General features: G+C 45.1%; 21 protein-coding genes. 6 read left to right on the top strand and 15 right to left on the bottom strand.

Going from position 1 to position 16,572, the window contains the following annotated elements; translation table 11 throughout:
- Positions 1-38: 38 nt before the first annotated feature.
- Positions 39-272, bottom strand: coding sequence for a hypothetical protein (locus tag G3M70_16035; protein QPJ63304.1), 234 nt, complete (start codon positions 270-272; stop codon positions 39-41).
- 128 nt (positions 273-400) lie between these two features.
- A complete protein-coding gene (locus G3M70_16030; protein ID QPJ63303.1) occupies positions 401-952 on the bottom strand; it encodes a DJ-1/PfpI family protein in 552 nt (183 codons plus the stop codon).
- Between the two features lie 224 nt (positions 953-1,176).
- Here G3M70_16030 and G3M70_16025 point away from each other — a divergent pair, with 224 nt between their 5' ends.
- From G3M70_16025 to G3M70_16015, 3 genes are all read left to right on the top strand, one after another.
- The gene (locus G3M70_16025) at positions 1,177-1,815 is read left to right on the top strand and encodes a hypothetical protein (GenBank protein ID QPJ63302.1); all 639 of its coding nucleotides are present in this window, start codon (positions 1,177-1,179) and stop codon (positions 1,813-1,815) included.
- Positions 1,816-1,870: 55 nt separating this feature from the next.
- Positions 1,871-2,665: a hypothetical protein gene (locus G3M70_16020; GenBank protein QPJ63301.1), complete on the top strand. Its 795-nt coding sequence runs from the start codon at positions 1,871-1,873 to the stop codon at positions 2,663-2,665.
- A gap of 140 nt (positions 2,666-2,805) precedes the next feature.
- Positions 2,806-4,527: a GAF domain-containing protein gene (locus tag G3M70_16015; protein ID QPJ63300.1), complete on the top strand. Its 1,722-nt coding sequence runs from the start codon at positions 2,806-2,808 to the stop codon at positions 4,525-4,527.
- A 98-nt stretch (positions 4,528-4,625) separates the two neighbouring features.
- Here G3M70_16015 and G3M70_16010 read toward each other — a convergent pair whose 3' ends face one another.
- Positions 4,626-4,871, bottom strand: coding sequence for a hypothetical protein (locus G3M70_16010; GenBank protein ID QPJ63299.1), 246 nt, complete (start codon positions 4,869-4,871; stop codon positions 4,626-4,628).
- A gap of 61 nt (positions 4,872-4,932) precedes the next feature.
- Between G3M70_16010 and mgtE the strand changes: the two genes are divergently transcribed.
- Positions 4,933-6,282, top strand: coding sequence for a magnesium transporter (mgtE, locus tag G3M70_16005; GenBank protein QPJ63298.1), 1,350 nt, complete (start codon positions 4,933-4,935; stop codon positions 6,280-6,282).
- Here mgtE and G3M70_16000 read toward each other — a convergent pair.
- Positions 6,269-6,547 (bottom strand): hypothetical protein, encoded by a 279-nt coding sequence (locus G3M70_16000; protein QPJ63297.1) that lies wholly within the window; start codon positions 6,545-6,547, stop codon positions 6,269-6,271. The genes mgtE and G3M70_16000 overlap by 14 nt on opposite strands.
- A 202-nt stretch (positions 6,548-6,749) precedes the next feature.
- On the opposite strand from G3M70_16000, the gene G3M70_15995 reads away from it, so the two are divergent.
- Positions 6,750-6,977, top strand: a complete 228-nt coding sequence (locus tag G3M70_15995; GenBank protein QPJ63296.1) for a hypothetical protein — start codon at positions 6,750-6,752, stop codon at positions 6,975-6,977.
- Here G3M70_15995 and G3M70_15990 read toward each other — a convergent pair whose 3' ends face one another.
- A complete protein-coding gene (locus G3M70_15990) occupies positions 6,978-7,262 on the bottom strand; it encodes an antibiotic biosynthesis monooxygenase (protein ID QPJ63295.1) in 285 nt (94 codons plus the stop codon).
- Between the two features lie 315 nt (positions 7,263-7,577).
- Here G3M70_15990 and G3M70_15985 point away from each other — a divergent pair, with 315 nt between their 5' ends.
- Positions 7,578-8,492, top strand: coding sequence for a glutaminase (locus G3M70_15985; GenBank protein QPJ63294.1), 915 nt, complete (start codon positions 7,578-7,580; stop codon positions 8,490-8,492).
- A 128-nt stretch (positions 8,493-8,620) separates the two neighbouring features.
- Here the strand turns inward: G3M70_15985 and rnc are convergent, their stop codons facing one another.
- The 10 genes from rnc to xerD form a co-directional block, all read right to left on the bottom strand.
- Complete coding sequence (gene rnc / locus G3M70_15980; GenBank protein QPJ63293.1) at positions 8,621-9,343, bottom strand: ribonuclease III; 723 nt, start codon at positions 9,341-9,343, stop codon at positions 8,621-8,623.
- Between the two features lie 20 nt (positions 9,344-9,363).
- Positions 9,364-10,602 carry a beta-ketoacyl-ACP synthase II gene (gene fabF, locus G3M70_15975; GenBank protein QPJ63292.1) on the bottom strand — a complete coding sequence of 413 codons (1,239 nt, stop codon included), beginning with the start codon at positions 10,600-10,602 and terminating at the stop codon, positions 9,364-9,366.
- 30 nt (positions 10,603-10,632) lie between these two features.
- Positions 10,633-10,866 carry an acyl carrier protein gene (gene acpP / locus G3M70_15970; protein QPJ63291.1) on the bottom strand — a complete coding sequence of 78 codons (234 nt, stop codon included), beginning with the start codon at positions 10,864-10,866 and terminating at the stop codon, positions 10,633-10,635.
- 22 nt (positions 10,867-10,888) lie between these two features.
- Positions 10,889-11,629 (bottom strand): 3-oxoacyl-[acyl-carrier-protein] reductase, encoded by a 741-nt coding sequence (gene fabG / locus G3M70_15965; protein QPJ63290.1) that lies wholly within the window; start codon positions 11,627-11,629, stop codon positions 10,889-10,891.
- A gap of 11 nt (positions 11,630-11,640) precedes the next feature.
- On the bottom strand, positions 11,641-12,585 hold the full coding sequence (gene fabD / locus G3M70_15960) for an ACP S-malonyltransferase (protein QPJ63289.1): 945 nt from the start codon (positions 12,583-12,585) through the stop codon (positions 11,641-11,643).
- Positions 12,579-13,574 (bottom strand): ketoacyl-ACP synthase III, encoded by a 996-nt coding sequence (locus tag G3M70_15955; protein QPJ63288.1) that lies wholly within the window; start codon positions 13,572-13,574, stop codon positions 12,579-12,581. The genes fabD and G3M70_15955 overlap by 7 nt, the downstream gene beginning before the upstream one ends.
- 27 nt (positions 13,575-13,601) lie before the next feature.
- The gene (gene plsX / locus G3M70_15950) at positions 13,602-14,711 is read right to left on the bottom strand and encodes a phosphate acyltransferase PlsX (GenBank protein QPJ63287.1); all 1,110 of its coding nucleotides are present in this window, start codon (positions 14,709-14,711) and stop codon (positions 13,602-13,604) included.
- Between the two features lie 90 nt (positions 14,712-14,801).
- On the bottom strand, positions 14,802-14,981 hold the full coding sequence (gene rpmF / locus G3M70_15945) for a 50S ribosomal protein L32 (GenBank protein ID QPJ63286.1): 180 nt from the start codon (positions 14,979-14,981) through the stop codon (positions 14,802-14,804).
- Between the two features lie 12 nt (positions 14,982-14,993).
- The gene (locus G3M70_15940; protein QPJ63285.1) at positions 14,994-15,533 is read right to left on the bottom strand and encodes a DUF177 domain-containing protein; all 540 of its coding nucleotides are present in this window, start codon (positions 15,531-15,533) and stop codon (positions 14,994-14,996) included.
- 132 nt (positions 15,534-15,665) lie between these two features.
- Positions 15,666-16,547, bottom strand: a complete 882-nt coding sequence (gene xerD, locus G3M70_15935) for a site-specific tyrosine recombinase XerD (GenBank protein QPJ63284.1) — start codon at positions 16,545-16,547, stop codon at positions 15,666-15,668.
- Positions 16,548-16,572 lie beyond the last annotated feature (25 nt).

The following is a 16,572-nucleotide window of genomic DNA, read 5'->3' as shown; positions in this document are numbered from 1 at the left end:
CGAAGGAGGATTAGCAAAAGCAGTTTAAATCATTATATTTAAGCGCTTTTTTTGTCTTCCGGCTTTACTTCGGTGGGGATTTTAAACTGGCAATTTGGGCAACTATGATTAATTTCACGTCCGCACATCAAGCAAACCTCAATTTCGCCGTTTTCCCTTATCATACCTCCGCAATGGTTACATTTTGGACTGGATTGTGTGGTTTTTTGCTTTTTTTTAGCAAAACGGCGATTATTAATTAAATGTTTGCTCCTTGAAATATTGACGTACATGGGGGCCTCTTGTTCAGTTAGTGCTGGGTTTTCAATTATTTTCTCCCAAACGGAACAACCCGTTATTAATATTGATGATTTTATTTTGCATAGGATTTATTTTTTAGATAAATACCCAAAATAGCGGATCAGGTTCTAGCGAGCATCCCGGCATTTACCTTTTCCACCATTTCAGGGTTGTACAATAATTCTACCAGCTTCAGGGCAAATTCCATTGCAGTTCCAGGGGCCCTACTGGTTGTGAAATTGCCGTCAACCACGACCCGTTCATCCAAATACCCTTTGACCTTTAGCTGTTTTTCAACCGAGGGGTGAGACGTTATATTTTTATTTTTGATCAATCCTGCTTTTTGGAGGACCAGTGGAGCGGCACAAATCGCGGCGATATGTTTTTGTTCCTGATTCATGGTTTTAAGAAAATGAATCAGTCCTGGATTGTTTTCCAGGTTAGTGGTTCCCGGTTGCCCTCCCGGTAGTACGATCATATCAAAGTCCTTAGGTGACTGGATTTCCAATGGGGCATCCGGCATTACCAAAATGCCACGCGAACCCTTGATCGGGCCCCTTTCAGTTCCTCCTAATATTACCCTTGCACCTGCCCTCCTGAGGACATCCACTACTGTGATGGTTTCAATTTCTTCAAAACCTGGAGCTAAAGGGATTAAAACCTTTTTTGCCATTGTTTTCTCCATATGAAACATTAACGCTGTAATTAAACTTATTTGCAAAGTTTAACATTTTGTTATTCTTTGCCAAAATAAGAGGCTTGGCTGCATTTTATTTAGCGTTGACTTAATATAAGTGAGACTGTAAAAGCTTAATCTAGGTGTGGTTCTAAATCCTTTCATGCCCTAAAGCTATGGCCTTTAAATCTTTTTTTAAAGAAAACAGGGTTTTGTTGATTTTGTCCCTTTTCGTGCTTGCCAACCCGGAGTTGTTAAAGGCGGCGAACCAGGAAAAAGAATGTTTAAAGAATATTATGCCTCTAGAAAAGCAGTTGCTTGCTGTTACTGAGGATGGTGGAGTCTGGGCTGAGTTTGAAGGGAGGCCGGGACTAAGAAAAGAATCGGCAACCGCTTTAAAAGTTGATTCAAAGCTTGAGCAACTCCTGAATTCACTTCACTATCTTTGCAAGGCAATAAATGGAATACCATTCAGCGATCTTGCGACTTACATCAATGGCTTCCTGGAAAACAAAACCGAGAAAGAAGTCAGGGCAGAATTTAATAAACACGGGAAAACGAAATCAGAGGTCGACCTTTGGTTTAAATACACATATTTTTTTAATGAACATCACAATCGCAAGCTGGATCCTGCTTCAATTCAAAATACTATAGAATTGTCAAAAAATTATTTTGACCGTTATGTGACCTATACAAATAAGTTAAAAAGGATGACCTCTGAAGCGTCACTGCAAGAAGCTAATAATTTGATAGTGGATGTCGATTCTTTTTTGGAATCGGATCCAAACCATTCAAAGGCTGCCTTTGAGAATGCCCAGGTACCCTATTGGGATATTGACGAAAACTATGGGGGTTCCTGATCCAATTTAATTCAAAGGGTCAGGGGTAATTTGCAACGATAGACAGGAGCGGTAAATGACAACATGCGTGATAGTGGGAGGTAGTGGGGTAATGGGAACTGCTGCCCTGCAGGCTTTTCGGGAACATTTCGGGAATGATGCCAGAATTATTGCCAACTGGTTTGCGAAAACTCCTTCGGATGAATCCATAGATGGAGCTGATGTGACTATTTTTGGTGATATTACCTCGGAGGATTGCCTGTCAAAGATTGAGGCTGCGGCCGGAAAACAATTCGATTATTTATTTTATGCAACAGCTTTGGGTGCGGTTGGATTCCCTATAAAAGATTCCACTCAGGAGCAGATTGACCAATCCAACCAACTTTCGTTTAATCCTCTTTTGCATCTCGAAGAAAGGTTTGATGCGGGCACTATAGTGGCCTATTCGACATTTTATAAAACACGGCACCAACTTGGTAGTTATGGTGCTATGGGTTATTCGAAGGAAGCAATTGAAAAATGGACCCTGGAGAAAGGGAAGTCCAGGCACGCTTGTATTCGCGCCGGTTTGTTCGAGTCATTTTCTTCTCGCGGTATCAAACTTCTTTTGCGCAAGACTTTTCGGGACAAAAAGGCAATGGCGGATCCATTGATCCAATCCTATTTTGAAGACGTGACGACCAGCGAGGGTGTCGATAACTTCATCAAGGGAATTGTTGCTGAAGAAAAGGAATTATTTGGAGACAGTCCTACCCTTCCGGAAAACCTGATGGACGCTCATTTGAAATTGTTTAAATCTGATAGTCCTGATTTTGTGAATGTTTGCGGGTCCAAAATCTGGTTGAGCTCCGAACCGCAACTTCTTGATTGATCAGGTAAGGAAAAAAAATCAATCGTTAAAATCCCGTTCCCCATGCAGGCCGCTGGTTGGTTTGATTTTGCGAAGGATTTCCCTGATAATAATTCTAAATTCAGTTATTTATATTTGTTACACGTTTGCAGGGCGAAGGTATGGATGACACAGGGCGACATTTTTCGGGGGCCCCTCTGGATAAAAATTTCTCAAAAGACGAAAACCTCAATACGGTTTTAAATAATATTGTAGGTGAGGTTACCAGTTATGCAGACCATCTCAGGGAGCAGATTAAAAAGCTCACAGATATTGGTCGTGCCCTTTCCGGGGTTAACGATCTCAATGCCCTGCTCGAGACCATTGTGGATCAGGCGCGACAATTTACCCAAGCCGACGCTGGCACTCTATATATTGTAGAAGACAACAAGCTCCGCTTCAAAATCGTACAAAATGACAGTCTGAACATCCGTTTGGGTGGGCAAACCGGGGATGCGATAGAGTTTGATCCGGTCGAAATGAAAGAGTCTAATGTGTCGGCCTTCGTCGCACTCCACGGTATTCCAGTCAATATCCCTGATGTTTACGACACAAACCTTTTTGATTTTACTGGTCCCAAAAACTTTGATGCCCAGTACGGGTACCGTTCGAAATCCATGCTGGTTGTTCCCATGCGCAACCATGAAAACGATATTATTGGCGTGCTTCAACTATTGAACTCGTGTTGTAAGCGTACCCAGGAGGTGCACGCTTTTTCACCTGATTTTGAAAGTCTTACCGAGTCTCTAGCCTCGCAGGCGGCTATCGCAATCACAAACGTAAAGCTCATTTCGGACATGGAGCGCTTGTTCGAATCCTTTGTTCAGGTGATGGCAACAGCTATTGATGAAAAATCTCCTGTAACAGGCGGGCACATTCGCAGAGTGGCTAACCTCACCGTATTAATGGCTGAAGAAATTCATAAGATCAATGAAGGCCCTTTTAAAAATATCCGATATACCCCGGAGCAATTATATGAAATAAAAGTTGCCGGGTGGATGCATGATATAGGGAAGGTCACCACACCGGTCGAAATTATTGAAAAGAGTAAAAAGCTTCAAACCATTTTTGATCGCATCCACCATGTCGACCTTCGTCTGGAGTACGCAATTCATTGCGCCCTTACTGAAAAACTTCAGGCCATGCTCAATCTTAAAAACGCGGGGGCATCTGAGGAAGAAATCAAAAAGGCCGAAGAAGAAGGCGATAGCAAGGCTAACGAATTACGTGAAATCAGAAAGTTCATCCAATTCTGCAATGAACCTCGAGAGTTTTTGGATGATGAGCGGGTGGAACGACTCAGAAGTATACGCGAAATGAGCTTTATGGGATTGGATGGAACCGTCCACAATCTTTTAACTGACGATGAGTTGGAAAACCTTTCTATCCGCAAAGGCAGCATTACAGAAGGCGAGAGACAGGTGATGAAGAATCACGCAAAGATTACACTGGACATGCTCAGTCAGATTCCCTTCACCAAAAAATTGCGTAACCTTCCCCACTTTGCCGGGGCTCATCATGAATGTATTAATGGGAAAGGTTATCCGCTTGGTCTTTCGGGAGAAAATATCCCCTTTGAAGGAAAGATGATGGCTGTGACTGATATCGCGGAAGCACTCACTGCAATTGACCGGCCATACAAAAAAGCCATGCCATTAAGTAATGTTTATCGGATTCTGAGAACGATGGCGGAACACGAGGAGCTTGATCAAGGGCTGGTCGAGTTTTTTATCGAAAATAAAATATATGAAAAGTATAAAGAAAAATTTGAACCTGATGAAGTCGCCGAAGAATCCCCACCTGAAACGAGGGAACCTGCTCCAAAACCAGTTCCCAAAGCCTGACCTTATTATTATCCTGGCAGACAGGATTTCCAATTCAGCAAAAACTATTTCAAGGTATTGTGAGTGACCTTGTATCGCCTATTGTGTTTATTTACGCGTTACTTTTTCTTGGGAACGTAGAGGCCGGTTCGCATGTATGAGTCGTTCATTTTCACATGAACATCAATGTTGACATCGTTTGAGTTGGTTGATTCCGGTTCGTGTTCCTTGTCAAACTTCTTAAACATTTTACCTTTGGATTTTTCTGACAGGAGTGTTGTCCGTTTTTTGCGTGAACTGTTAATTTTAATTTTTCGGTCGGCCTTAAGTTTCCGCAGTTCTCTATAGTTCATTGAAATGGTCATAACGCCTCGTGAGAAAGTCTTGATTTTCCTTTTATAACAGCAGTGTTAATATAACAAAATCATGCCGGTCAACAAATTAAAATCCATTCTGGAGTCTGCGGATTCCCCTGAAACCTCAAAACTGGTCAACGAAATGGACCAATTTGAGATTGCCAGGGTCCTGCATGCCTTCCCCACTGATCAAAAAACGGCCATTTTTCAATTACTGGATACAGAGGAGAAACAGCAGGATGTTCTGTATGAAACAGATATTGAAAGCCGTAAGGAAATAACCAAGGCTCTGGGGCTTAAGGAACTGGTTCCACTGATTGAGGCCATGCCGGCGGATGAGGCCGCTGATATCATTCAGGAACATCCTCCGGCGGGGCAAGCGGAAATTCTGGATAAATTGCCGCAGGAAGACGCCCGGATCATTAAGGATCTGATCCACTACAAGGAAGAGACTGCCGGTGGGATGATGAATCCCGACTTCAACCGGGTATCTGGAGACCAATTGGCTGGTGATCTACTGATGAGCCTTATCCGGGAACCGGGACTCGACCGTGGACACTATTTTTTTGTGGTTGATGACACCGGTAAGTTGAAGGGGTTTTTCAAAATGAGAGACTTGCTTCACGCTCCGGCTAATTTCCGAGCTGATCAAATTATTCGTGACTATCTCCCAACAGTGGACCTGACGGACCCCTTTGAAAAAGTGGCTAACCTGATGGATCATGAACACATGAGCACCCTTCCTGTCCTTGATTCCAATAATGTTATCCACGGGATCGTAACTTTTGATGATGTCTTGCGAGTGATGCAAGATGAAGCCAGTGAAGATATTTTCACTATGGTGGGAACCGCAAAAGTTGACCCTTTTGCCAAAAGTACCATCAGCAAGGTTCGAGCCCGGGCTCCCTGGCTCCTCACGACATTTGTCGGGGGAATTGTCAGTGCTTTTGTTTTAAAGTCATTTCAGTTAAGGGTTCCAGAGTTTGCGACCATATTGTTTTTTGTCCCCTTCGTGTTGGGGCTGGCGGGAAATGTTGGAATTCAGGGAGCCACCGTAATTGTTCGTGGGCTTGCAACCGGGGATATTAAAGATGATAACCTGAAGACTGTGGTGGTCAGTGAAGTGATGGTGGGGGTTATCAACGGGGCTCTGTTTGGTATCATTTGCGGGATTTTGATTGCCCTTGCGGCCCAACCGTTACTTGGGGCACCCACCTTGCTAGGTGCTTCGGTTGGTATCGGCATTGTGCTGGCAGTATGTGCTGCTGGATTTATTGGATCTCTTGCCCCGCTGGCTTTCATAAAACTTGAAATTGATCCAGCGATCAGCACAGGCCCCGTTGTGACCGTAATCAACGATATTCTGGGTCTGACAATTTACATGCTTGCTTCAGGGGTGATTTTTTCTATGCTCGGTTAGCTTCCTTCGGGATATCTTCCCCCTCAGCGAGCTCAATTTCCTCGACTTCCAGTATTGGTGTGTCGACCTCGACATACTCCCCTTCCCCGACATAAATTTCCTTCACAACACCGTAATATTCAGATAACAAAGTGTAATATCCTTCTGCAACGATTTCCGCAATTGGTGTTCCATCTTTAACGGTATCACCAATATTGACCAGAAATTCATCAACCTTGCCCGATGTCATTGTTGGGTACATTGCTGCCATGGTAATGTATGCCATCGAATAACCTCCCATGTTTCTATTTCTGATTTTCAAGAGTTCGTGCTAAAACCAGATGCAGCGTAACCTGAAAATCATTTGCATGTCTTTTGAACCACAGGCGAAGAGATTTACCAGTGGTTTTGTTTTCAATTCCTGCAAAATTAAGTTAAATTACAGGACAGTATTCAAATATCTTTAACTTGCCTTGTACAATTAGATTATGAAAATCCAGGTAGGCGATCATTTATACGAACCCCTCTCCCAAAATAACGGAGAGGTCACCAAAATAATCAACCATCCGGATGGCAAGCTGGTCACCGTGAGGTGGCGCGTAGATGACAATATTCCACACGATACCGAGCATTTCTACAAGAAGTTGAAGCGATCCATCACTAACGGTGAGCTGGAGTATACTGCAGGTCCGGACAACGATGAAGCTGAAGCCTGACTACTGTTTGTACATATTGTGGCTTGGACGACCCGCCAGAATGTGTTCTTTACCCCAATCGACCACATCAGCAAATTTTTCCGAATTGATAAAGCCACGGTAAGCTTCCTCAGAAGCCCACTCAGACACGATCAGGTAGGTTTGCGCATCGGTGATGTCCCGATACATATTGGTGTTGGTGTGGCCTTCCATGGAACGCATTAATTCGACAACTTTCTTAAAAGCTCCTTCAAACGTTTCTTCTTTTCCTGGTAATACTTTGTAGTTCATTCCAACAGTAACCATTAGTTTTCCTCTTAAAAATTCCCAGCGGAAATGATCCCGTCTGCGAAAAAATTAAGCACAGGAGCCAGGAAATCCGCAGTTTTGAATAAATACGAAGTAGCCTCGTTTGGGCTGGATTTGGAATTATACGGTGAAATTTAATTAAAATAAACTGCGAAGAAGCAAAAATTATCTGATTTTGGTTTCCCGAGTGTTTTGCCTTTGGGGATTTTAAATGGTTTTAGGTGGGTTTCGGGTGGAAATTGTAATGCTGGAAAGGTGCACCTGAAATAGAGTCTAAAATTGAACCTCATTTTTTACGAGCGAGACAAAAATATGAACTATAAAAAATTAATTCACGATATCTCAAAGCAGGTGGGTGTTATGGAGGATAAAGGAAAACCGGCCTCTTACATTCCCAAACTGAAAAATGTGGATCCCGAAAAGTTTGGCGTTCACCTGACGACCACAGATGGCAAAAATTATGGGTTGGGTGATTTCAAGGAAAAGTTTTCTATTCAAAACATTTCAAAGGTTCTTGCATTAACACTCGCTTTTAAGCTGGAGGGCAATGACTTATGGAAGAGAGTGGGTGTCGAACCTTCCGGTACCGCTTTCAATTCGATGATTCAACTTGAGTATGAAAAGGGGGTTCCGCGCAATCCGTTAATAAATTCTGGCGCTTTGGTTGTCTGCGATATTCTCGTCGGCCATCTAAAAAATCCAAGGCAGGAGTTTATTGATTTTATCAGGGAGATTTCTGGTGATGCGGGTATAGATTACAATTTTAGTATTTTCGAATCTGAAAAACAGACAGGGTTTCGAAATGCCGCTATGATCAACCTGATAAAATCTTTTGGAAATGTTAAAAACAATATTGAGACTGTTTTGGATTTTTATTTCCACTTGTGTTCGATTGAAATGTCCTGCGAAGAACTATCTCAGGTGTTTTTGTTTCTTGCTGCGAATGGAACTCATCCGAAAACGAAAATTGAGATTATCAGTTCCAGCATGTCAAAACGCATAAATGCCATCATGCTATTGTGTGGATTTTATGATGAGGCGGGAGAGTTTGCTTTTAAAGTTGGTTTGCCGGGCAAAAGCGGAGTGGGTGGTGGAATCATTGCAATCCATCCGGGAAATTTCAGTATTGCTGTCTGGAGCCCCAAGTTAAATAAAAAAGGCAATTCCAATAAAGGGATGAAATTGCTTGAATATTTGACTGACAAATCACAATCGTCAATTTTTTGAAAACCAGCTTTAAAATAGTTCCTCTAAGTCCATCACTCCTGGACTGAGAAGCGAGGAAAGGTTTTATCCGGTTTCCACCAAAATTTAAGCGCAATAAAGAAAGAACTTAAAATCAACCGCCAGTAAACCTATTGCACCTTATTTGATTCATTACGAAATTTATTTAACGCTTCTCTGGCTGCTGCCTGTTCGGCTTCTTTCTTATTTCTACCCTGCCCTCTTCCCTTGGGGTTTCCTTGAAATACGACTTCCACTTCAAAGGTCTTCTCGTGGTCGGGGCCGGCTTCTCCAACTACTTTATATGAAGGGATGCAGTTCAAGTGTGTCTGGGTATATTCCTGGAGTTCGCTCTTGAAATCCTGGAACAGCCGCGAGTCAATTCGTTTGGAAATTTCGCTTTTTAATTCTCCCATAAAAACGCGTTTTACTTCGTCCAGTTGTCCATCCTGGTACAAGGCTCCTACCAGGGCTTCAAAAGCATTAGCGAGCAGGGAGTTTTTATCACGACCCCCGGACTGGCTTTCCCCTTTCCCGAGCAAAAGGTATTTGCCAAGACTTAATTTTCGGGCAAGTCCAGCCAGGCATCCCTCGTTTACAACAGCGGCTCTGATTTTGGATAATTTACCTTCACTGAAATCAGGATAAGCAGTGATGAGGAAATCACTGACTATTAAATCGAGGACCGAATCGCCGAGAAATTCGAAGCGTTCGTTATTTTTCAGAGTTTCAGTTTTTTCATTAACGTAGGATTTGTGCGTCAACGCTTTATTAAGTAAAGCGGGTTCTTTAAATATGTAGTCTAGTGTTTCCTGGAGGGAAACCAATTCCCGGATGCGTTCAGGCGTCAGCATAATGGCTACCTTGGCGGGAATTACTGATCGAATTTCTTCATGAGGAGAACACCGTTGGTGCCTCCAAAGCCGAAGGAGTTGGACATTGCGACCTGAATATCGACTTCACGAGCTTCATTTGGAACGTAGTCGAGATCACATTCAGGATCCGGGGTTTGGTAATTGATGGTTGGAGGTATCACCCCGTTTTTGAGTGCCAACAGGGAGTAAATCGCCTCGACTCCTCCAGCAGCACCAAGCAAATGTCCTGTCATTGATTTTGTGGAACTGACCATCAGTTTTGAGGCGTGATCTCCAAACACGGTTTTCACTGCTGAAGTCTCGGTGGCATCCGCCTGGGTGGAAGTGCCGTGAGCATTAATGTAATCAACTTGCTGGGGATTGATTCCGGCACTTTTCAGGCCAAGATTCATGCAACGCGCCGCACCCTCACCACCTGGTGACGTTGCGGTGATATGAAAAGCATCTCCATTGAGGGCATAGCCGATAATTTCACCGTATATTTTCGCTCCACGTTTTTTTGCGTGTTCGTATTCTTCAAGGATCAGCACGCCACTACCCTCCCCGATCACAAAGCCGTCGCGATCCTTGTCAAACGGTCGACTGGCAGCCTGGGGCTCATCGTTGCGTTGGGATAACGCCTTCGATGCATTGAATCCGGCTACACAAAGCGGAGTGATAACGGATTCCGTACCGCCTGCATACATGACGTCGGCGTCTCCGTCGCGTATAAACTTATAGGCTTCTCCCAAAGAATGGGTTCCCGTTGCACAAGCGGTTACGACGCAGGTATTGGGTCCCTTGGCTCCCAGGTGAATAGAGACCTGCCCAGAAGCGAGGTTGGCAATCAGCATTGGGATAAAGAACGGTGTGATCTTACGTGGTCCCTTATCCATATAGACCTTGTGATACTTTTCAATTGCAGGAAGGCCACCCAGCCCCACTCCTATGAGAACACCAACACGTTCAGCGTTTTCTTCGGTGATCTCGAAGCCGGAATCATCTTTCGCCATAATGGCGCAGGCCAAGGCATAATGGATAAAGGTATCCATTTTCTTGACCTCTTTATGGTTGATCCAGGTTTCAGGGTCAAACCCTTCCACCTCTCCTGCTATGGTGACTGGAAAATCTGTGACATCGAACCGAGTGATGGGTGCAATTCCGGATTTACCGGAGCAAACTGCATCCCAATTTGCATCAAGTCCAATGCCAAGAGGCGAGATGATTCCCAAGCCGGTCACAACGACTCGACGGGTCATACCACTCCTTTGGGTGAGAAGTAACGGGGATTAATTGGTGTGATTATTGATGTAATCGACCGCATTCTGGACGTTAGCTATTTTTTCAGCGTCCTCATCCGGAATTTCGATATCGAATTCTTCTTCAAGCGCCATGACCAACTCTACCTGGTCGAGGGAATCCGCACCCAGGTCATCGATAAAGGACGCTGTTCCATTAACCTGTTTTTCATCCACACCCAACTGGTCAACAATAATTTCTTTAACACGTTGTTCCACCGACATAGTCGTTGCACTCCCATTGAGGTTACATCAACATTCCACCGTTTACGCCAAGCACCTGGCCGGTAATATACCGAGCACGGTCGGAAACCAAGAAGCCTACGCAATCCGCGATATCCTGAGGCTGTCCAAGACTGGCCAGGGGTATTTGCTGAACCAGCATTTCCCGGACCTTCTCGTCTAGTTGCCGGGTCATATCCGTATCTATAAAACCGGGAGCGATCGCATTGACCCGAACATTTCGCGATGCGACTTCCCTTGCCAGAGTTTTGGTGAGGCCCATTAAACCCGCTTTAGAAGCCGAGTAATTTGCCTGTCCTGCGTTACCCATCATCCCGACAATTGAGGCGATGTTAACGATTGCTCCGGACCTTTGCTTGAACATTTGTTTTACTGCCTGTTGCGAACAGAGAAAACTTCCTTTCAGGTTCACATTGAGAACCAGATCCCAGTCTGCTTCCTTCATTCGCATGCATAGTGCATCGCGTGTCACTCCAGCATTATTAACCAGAATGTCCAGCGGTTTGTGTTCCTTGACAATAGTATCAAAGACACCAGCCAGTTGTCCCGAATCGGTGACATTTAATTCTACTCCACTGGCTTTTCCACCCTTGCAGATAATCCCGGCAGCGGCCTGTTTGGCGCCATCAAGATCAACATCACCAAGGATAACATGAGCCCCTTGCCCGGCTAACTGTTCTCCAATGCATTGCCCTATTCCTCTGGCTCCACCTGTAACCAGCGCGATTTTGCCTTCCAATTCCATTTATTTCAACCTCAGTCAGCCTTTTTTATTTCTGAAACCGTATTTTGTAACGACTCCGGGTCTCCAACCTGGTAGCACTGGACATTGGAGTTAAAACGTCTCATGAGCCCTGAGAGCACTCTTCCTGAACCGATTTCGATCACGGCTTCAATTTCCTGGTCAACAAGGACCTGCATGGTTTCAACCCATCTTACCGGGGCGCACACCTGCTGAACTAAAGCCTGTCTTGCGTCATCTCCACGCGTTTTTGGAGTGGCATCTACATTAGAGATTACCGGAACTTCCATATCGCGGAACTCAGTCTTGTCCAGTTCTTCCTTCAGCCGGACCTCGGCGGGCTTCATCAAGCTACTATGAAACGGAGCGCTTACAGGTAACAGAACAGAACGCTTGGCTCCTGCTGGCTTGGCTGCCTGACACAATTTTTCAACAGCGTCTTTATGGCCGGCAATGACAATTTGTTCGGGACTGTTCAGATTGGCGGGCTGAACGATATTCTCAGGACTTGTGATCTGGTCGCACAGCTCCTGAACCCTGTCCAGAGTCAACCCAATAATTGCAGCCATGGCCCCAATTCCTACCGGGACCGCTTCCTGCATAAAGGTACCGCGCTGACGAACCAGATGAACCGCATCGGCAAAGGTGAGGCAACCTGAAGACACTAAAGCGGAAAATTCTCCAAGGCTATGCCCTGCTGCCAACACCGAATCTATACCATGTTCCCTGAGCCTTTTCAAGGCTATTGTACTATGGATTAAAAGCGCAGGCTGGGTGTTGGCTGTTAATTTCAGTTCTTCCTCGGGACCGTTAAAACAAAGGTTTGCGATATTGAAACCCAGGACCTCCGAGGCTTCTTCAAAGAGGGCGCGCGTCCCCGCATCGTCGTCAAAGAACTCTTTGCCCATGCCAATGAACTGGGACCCTTGTCCCGGAAATAAGAATGCAATTTTCACCATCGGATTAACGCTGCTCCCCATGTCAAACCGGCACCCAGAACGGTTAACAAAACCAGATCTCCATTTTTTATCTGGTTATTTTCTACAGCCTGATTCAGGGCGATGGGGATGGATGCCCCTCCGGTATTGCCCAGTTTGTTTAAATTAACGATTACTTTTGATGGATCCATTTTTAACTTGTCAGCTACTGCATCAATGATCCTTCGGTTCGCCTGGTGCGGAACCATCACAGTTAAATCCTCTTTACTAAATCCATTCAGACTCAAGGCCTCCATTGAAACTGCGGTCATTTTTTTTACTGCAATTTTGAATGTGGCCTGCCCTTCCATCTTCAGAGTATAAAGTTTGTCTTCTACGGCTTGTTTGGAAATGGTTTCCCGCCCAATCCCTCCCGGGACAATCAACATCTCGGCACGATTGCCGTCGGAGTATATATGAGAGGAAAGGATGCCTACGGGCTCTTCCGACTCTTCTCGTTTTAAGACCACCGCCCCTGCACCATCACCAAATAATATGCAGGTAGAGCGGTCGGTCCAGTCCATCAGACGGGAGTTTACTTCCGCTCCAATGACCAGAATGGTTTCATACCTTCCCGATTTTATATATTGCTCCGCAACAGATAAACCGAAAACAAATCCAGAGCAGACAGCCGAAATATCAAAAGCAGCGGCTTTACTGGCTCCAAGTTCCCTTTGAACAAAGCAAGCTGTTGATGGATAAATCACATCTGGTGTTGAGGTGCAGACGATGATCATGTCGATATCTTCTGCATTGACCCCCGCACGGGCCAGCGCCCGTCTGGCTGCTTCTGCTCCAAGCGTTGAACTGGATTCGCCTTTTTCAGCAATTCGACGCTCCGCTATCCCCGTTCGTTCACGAATCCACTGGTCTGAGGTGTCCAGGGTTTTCTCCAGATCAAGATTGGTCACAACCCGGTCCGGAAGGCAGGAGCCTGTACCTGCAATTCTTGCTTTGTAGGGAATATGCATGTTCATGCGAGAGAGGGGAAAAAAACCTTATTCATTCTTTTTGGCGGGTGGATCTTCTGTTTTTATTTCCTGGGAGGCGACATTGTTTTGTTCTTCACCGGAAACCATGTGCTTGATTTGTTTCCACAAGGAACCTTTGTCACCGAGGTGTCCTTCAATATCTTCACAAATATGAAGATTGATTTCTTTAGCGATCAATTCACTCGCCCGGGCAATGGCATTTTTTATTGCCTTCCCATTGGAACTGCCGTGGGCAATCATACACACTCCGTTAACTCCAAGCAATGGAGCCCCGCCTTTTTCAGAGTAATCGACCTTTTTTTTGAATTCGGTCAGCCTGTCTTTGAGGAGAAGGTAACCCAGTTTCCCACCGATGGATGCTGAGAACATTTCCTTAAGATTTGTGCCAATCATCTCAGCCAGGCTCTCGGAAATTTTCAAGGCGATATTCCCAATGAATCCGTCGCAAACGATGACATCGGCATTGCCGCGATAAACTTCCTTACCTTCAAGGTTCCCGATGAAATTCAAATCAGTTTTTTTCAGCATTTTAAAAACTTCTTTGGTGGTTTCATTTCCTTTGCTGTCTTCTTCCCCGATACTCAGGAGCCCTACTGTTGGATTGGTTTGCTCCAGAACATATTTGGCATAAACATGCCCCATCAGGGCAAACTGGAAGAGTTGGTTGGCTTTACAGTCGACGTTGGCACCGGCATCAAGGAGAATGGAAGAACCTTTTAGAGTGGGTAGCAGGATGGCGATGGCCGGGCGGTCCACACCCTTGAGGGGTCTTAGTATGAAGGTAGAGTACGCTAATACGGCGCCGGTATTTCCAGCACTGACGAAAGCCTGGGCTTCACCTTCCTTGACCAGATCAAGGCCGACCTTCATGGAAGATTTGCGTTTACCCCGGACAACCTTGCTGGGGCTGTCGTGCATGTCAACGACTTCGTCCGCGTGCCTTATTTCAATAGGAAGGTCGTCTGCGTCGGAATACTTTTTTAGCTCTGCAGCTATTTCGGATTCTATTCCGGTAATAATAATTCCGGTCTTGTTTTTGCGGGCAGCTAGCACCGCCCCTTCCACAGCTGTTTCAGGAGCGTGATCTCCGCCCATTCCATCGACCACGATTTTCATACAGGTAGCATCCCCAACTTATTTCTCACGGGGCAATCCAATAATTTTGGTTGGACACACGGATAGGCCTTTAGACTTTATCAATTAAGTTCAGGCTGCGATTTCGACGCGTTCCTTGCCTTTGTAATATCCACAGTGAGGGCAGACACGGTGTGGCCTGGTCATTTCGTGGCATTGTGGGCATTCTGAAAAAGTCGGGATGTTCAGGGAATCGTGCGATCGACGTTTTCCCCTTCTGGATCGTGATGTTCGCTTTTTAGGTACTGGCATTGAATTCCTCTTTTACTTTAATTTGTCCTTTAATTTTTGCAGGACCTCGAACCTCGGGTCCCCCAAATCCTGCCCCTTCTGACATTGACACGATTCCAGATTGCGATTGATACCGCATTGCGGGCATAAACCCTGACAATCGGGATCGCATAATGGAATTAAAGGTTGGGTCAATAGAATCTGATCAAAGACGGGCTGGGCCAAGTCTATCGTATTTTCCCTGTAATATTCAAGCTCTATATCCGATGCCCTCAGTTCATGTTCTTCCTGTGGCTGGTTTTCAGGGGCTGGCATGAAACAGGTATTCACCGGAGTTTTCACGGGTATTTCGTATTTCTCGAGGCACCGGGAGCAGAGAAACTGGATTTCGGTATCAACCTGACCCTGAAAAAATACCTCGCGCCCTATCCTGTTAAATTTGCCAGATAGCTCAATGTCTCGGGTCAAACAGCAATCTGGCTGGTCAATTTCCAAAGAGTCCCTTTTAAGAGTCTGGTTGAACTCCAGCCCTGTATCTTCCGGAATTGATTCTATTTCAATTTTTAATGTCAAAACCAGCCTTGATTGAGTTAGGGGAATTTAGTGTACAGGGTTTTTATCTTTGTGAGAATAAATCAGGAGCTAGAAAGGAAAAATTCTAGCGACAAGGCTGGTGAGGGTCAAGCAATTTCAAATTAGATTGAATCAGGCCCGCGGGTGGAATTGCTCAAATACATCTTTCATGCGCTCTTTTAAGACATGTGTATAAATTTGGGTAGTGGATATGTCTGAATGCCCAAGCATCTGCTGGACACTCCTCAAGTCTGCCCCACGCTCTAACAGGTGGGTCGCAAAAGCATGCCTGACTGAATGAGGAGAAACGGCTCCCTGAACATTGCCGGACCGGGCATATTTACGGATAATCTGCCAGAACATCTGACGGGACATCCCCTTTCCCCTGTTAGACAGAAAAAGATCCCCAGTTTGCTCACATTCTTTCAAAAACTTTGGTCGACCACTTTCCAGGTATTGTTTGAGCAACTGCTGGGCCTGGTCTCCAAGGGGAATAATACGTTCCTTGTTTCCCTTACCAAAGGTCCGAAGGAATCCAACCTCAAGATTAAGATTGGAAACTTTTAACTGGACCAGTTCTGAGACACGTAACCCTGTTGCGTATAATACCTCGAGCATTGCCTTGTCCCGGAGTCCCCGCGGGGTATTGACATCGGGACCATTTAGAATAGATTCAATATCAGTTATGGAAAGCACCGTTGGCAGTTTTTTCCATAATTTTGGAGATTCCAGAATTTGCGCAGGGTTAGAATCCAGGTGGCCACCTGTTTCGAGATAGCGGAAAAAAGCCTTGATGGAGCAAAGAGCCCTTGCGGAAGATCGGGTCGAAATACCCTCATTTTTCAGGGTCAGGAGATAATTGCGAACATCCTGTTGAGAAATATCTTGAACCTTTTTGCCTTTCATGGCATCAAGAAAGCGTAGGACATCCCTGCCATAACTGGAAACCGTGTTCGGTGAATACCTTTTTTCAATTTTAAGGTAATCTGAGAATTCTTTTAACCAGAACTGCATCGAATGTTCGTCCAATGAGTTTTTA

Source organism: Candidatus Nitronauta litoralis (assembly GCA_015698285.1).
Lineage (GTDB): Bacteria > Nitrospinota > Nitrospinia > Nitrospinales > Nitrospinaceae > Nitronauta > Nitronauta litoralis.
Note: the sequence above shows the minus strand (reverse complement) of the source record. Positions and strands in the feature narration are given on the sequence as shown.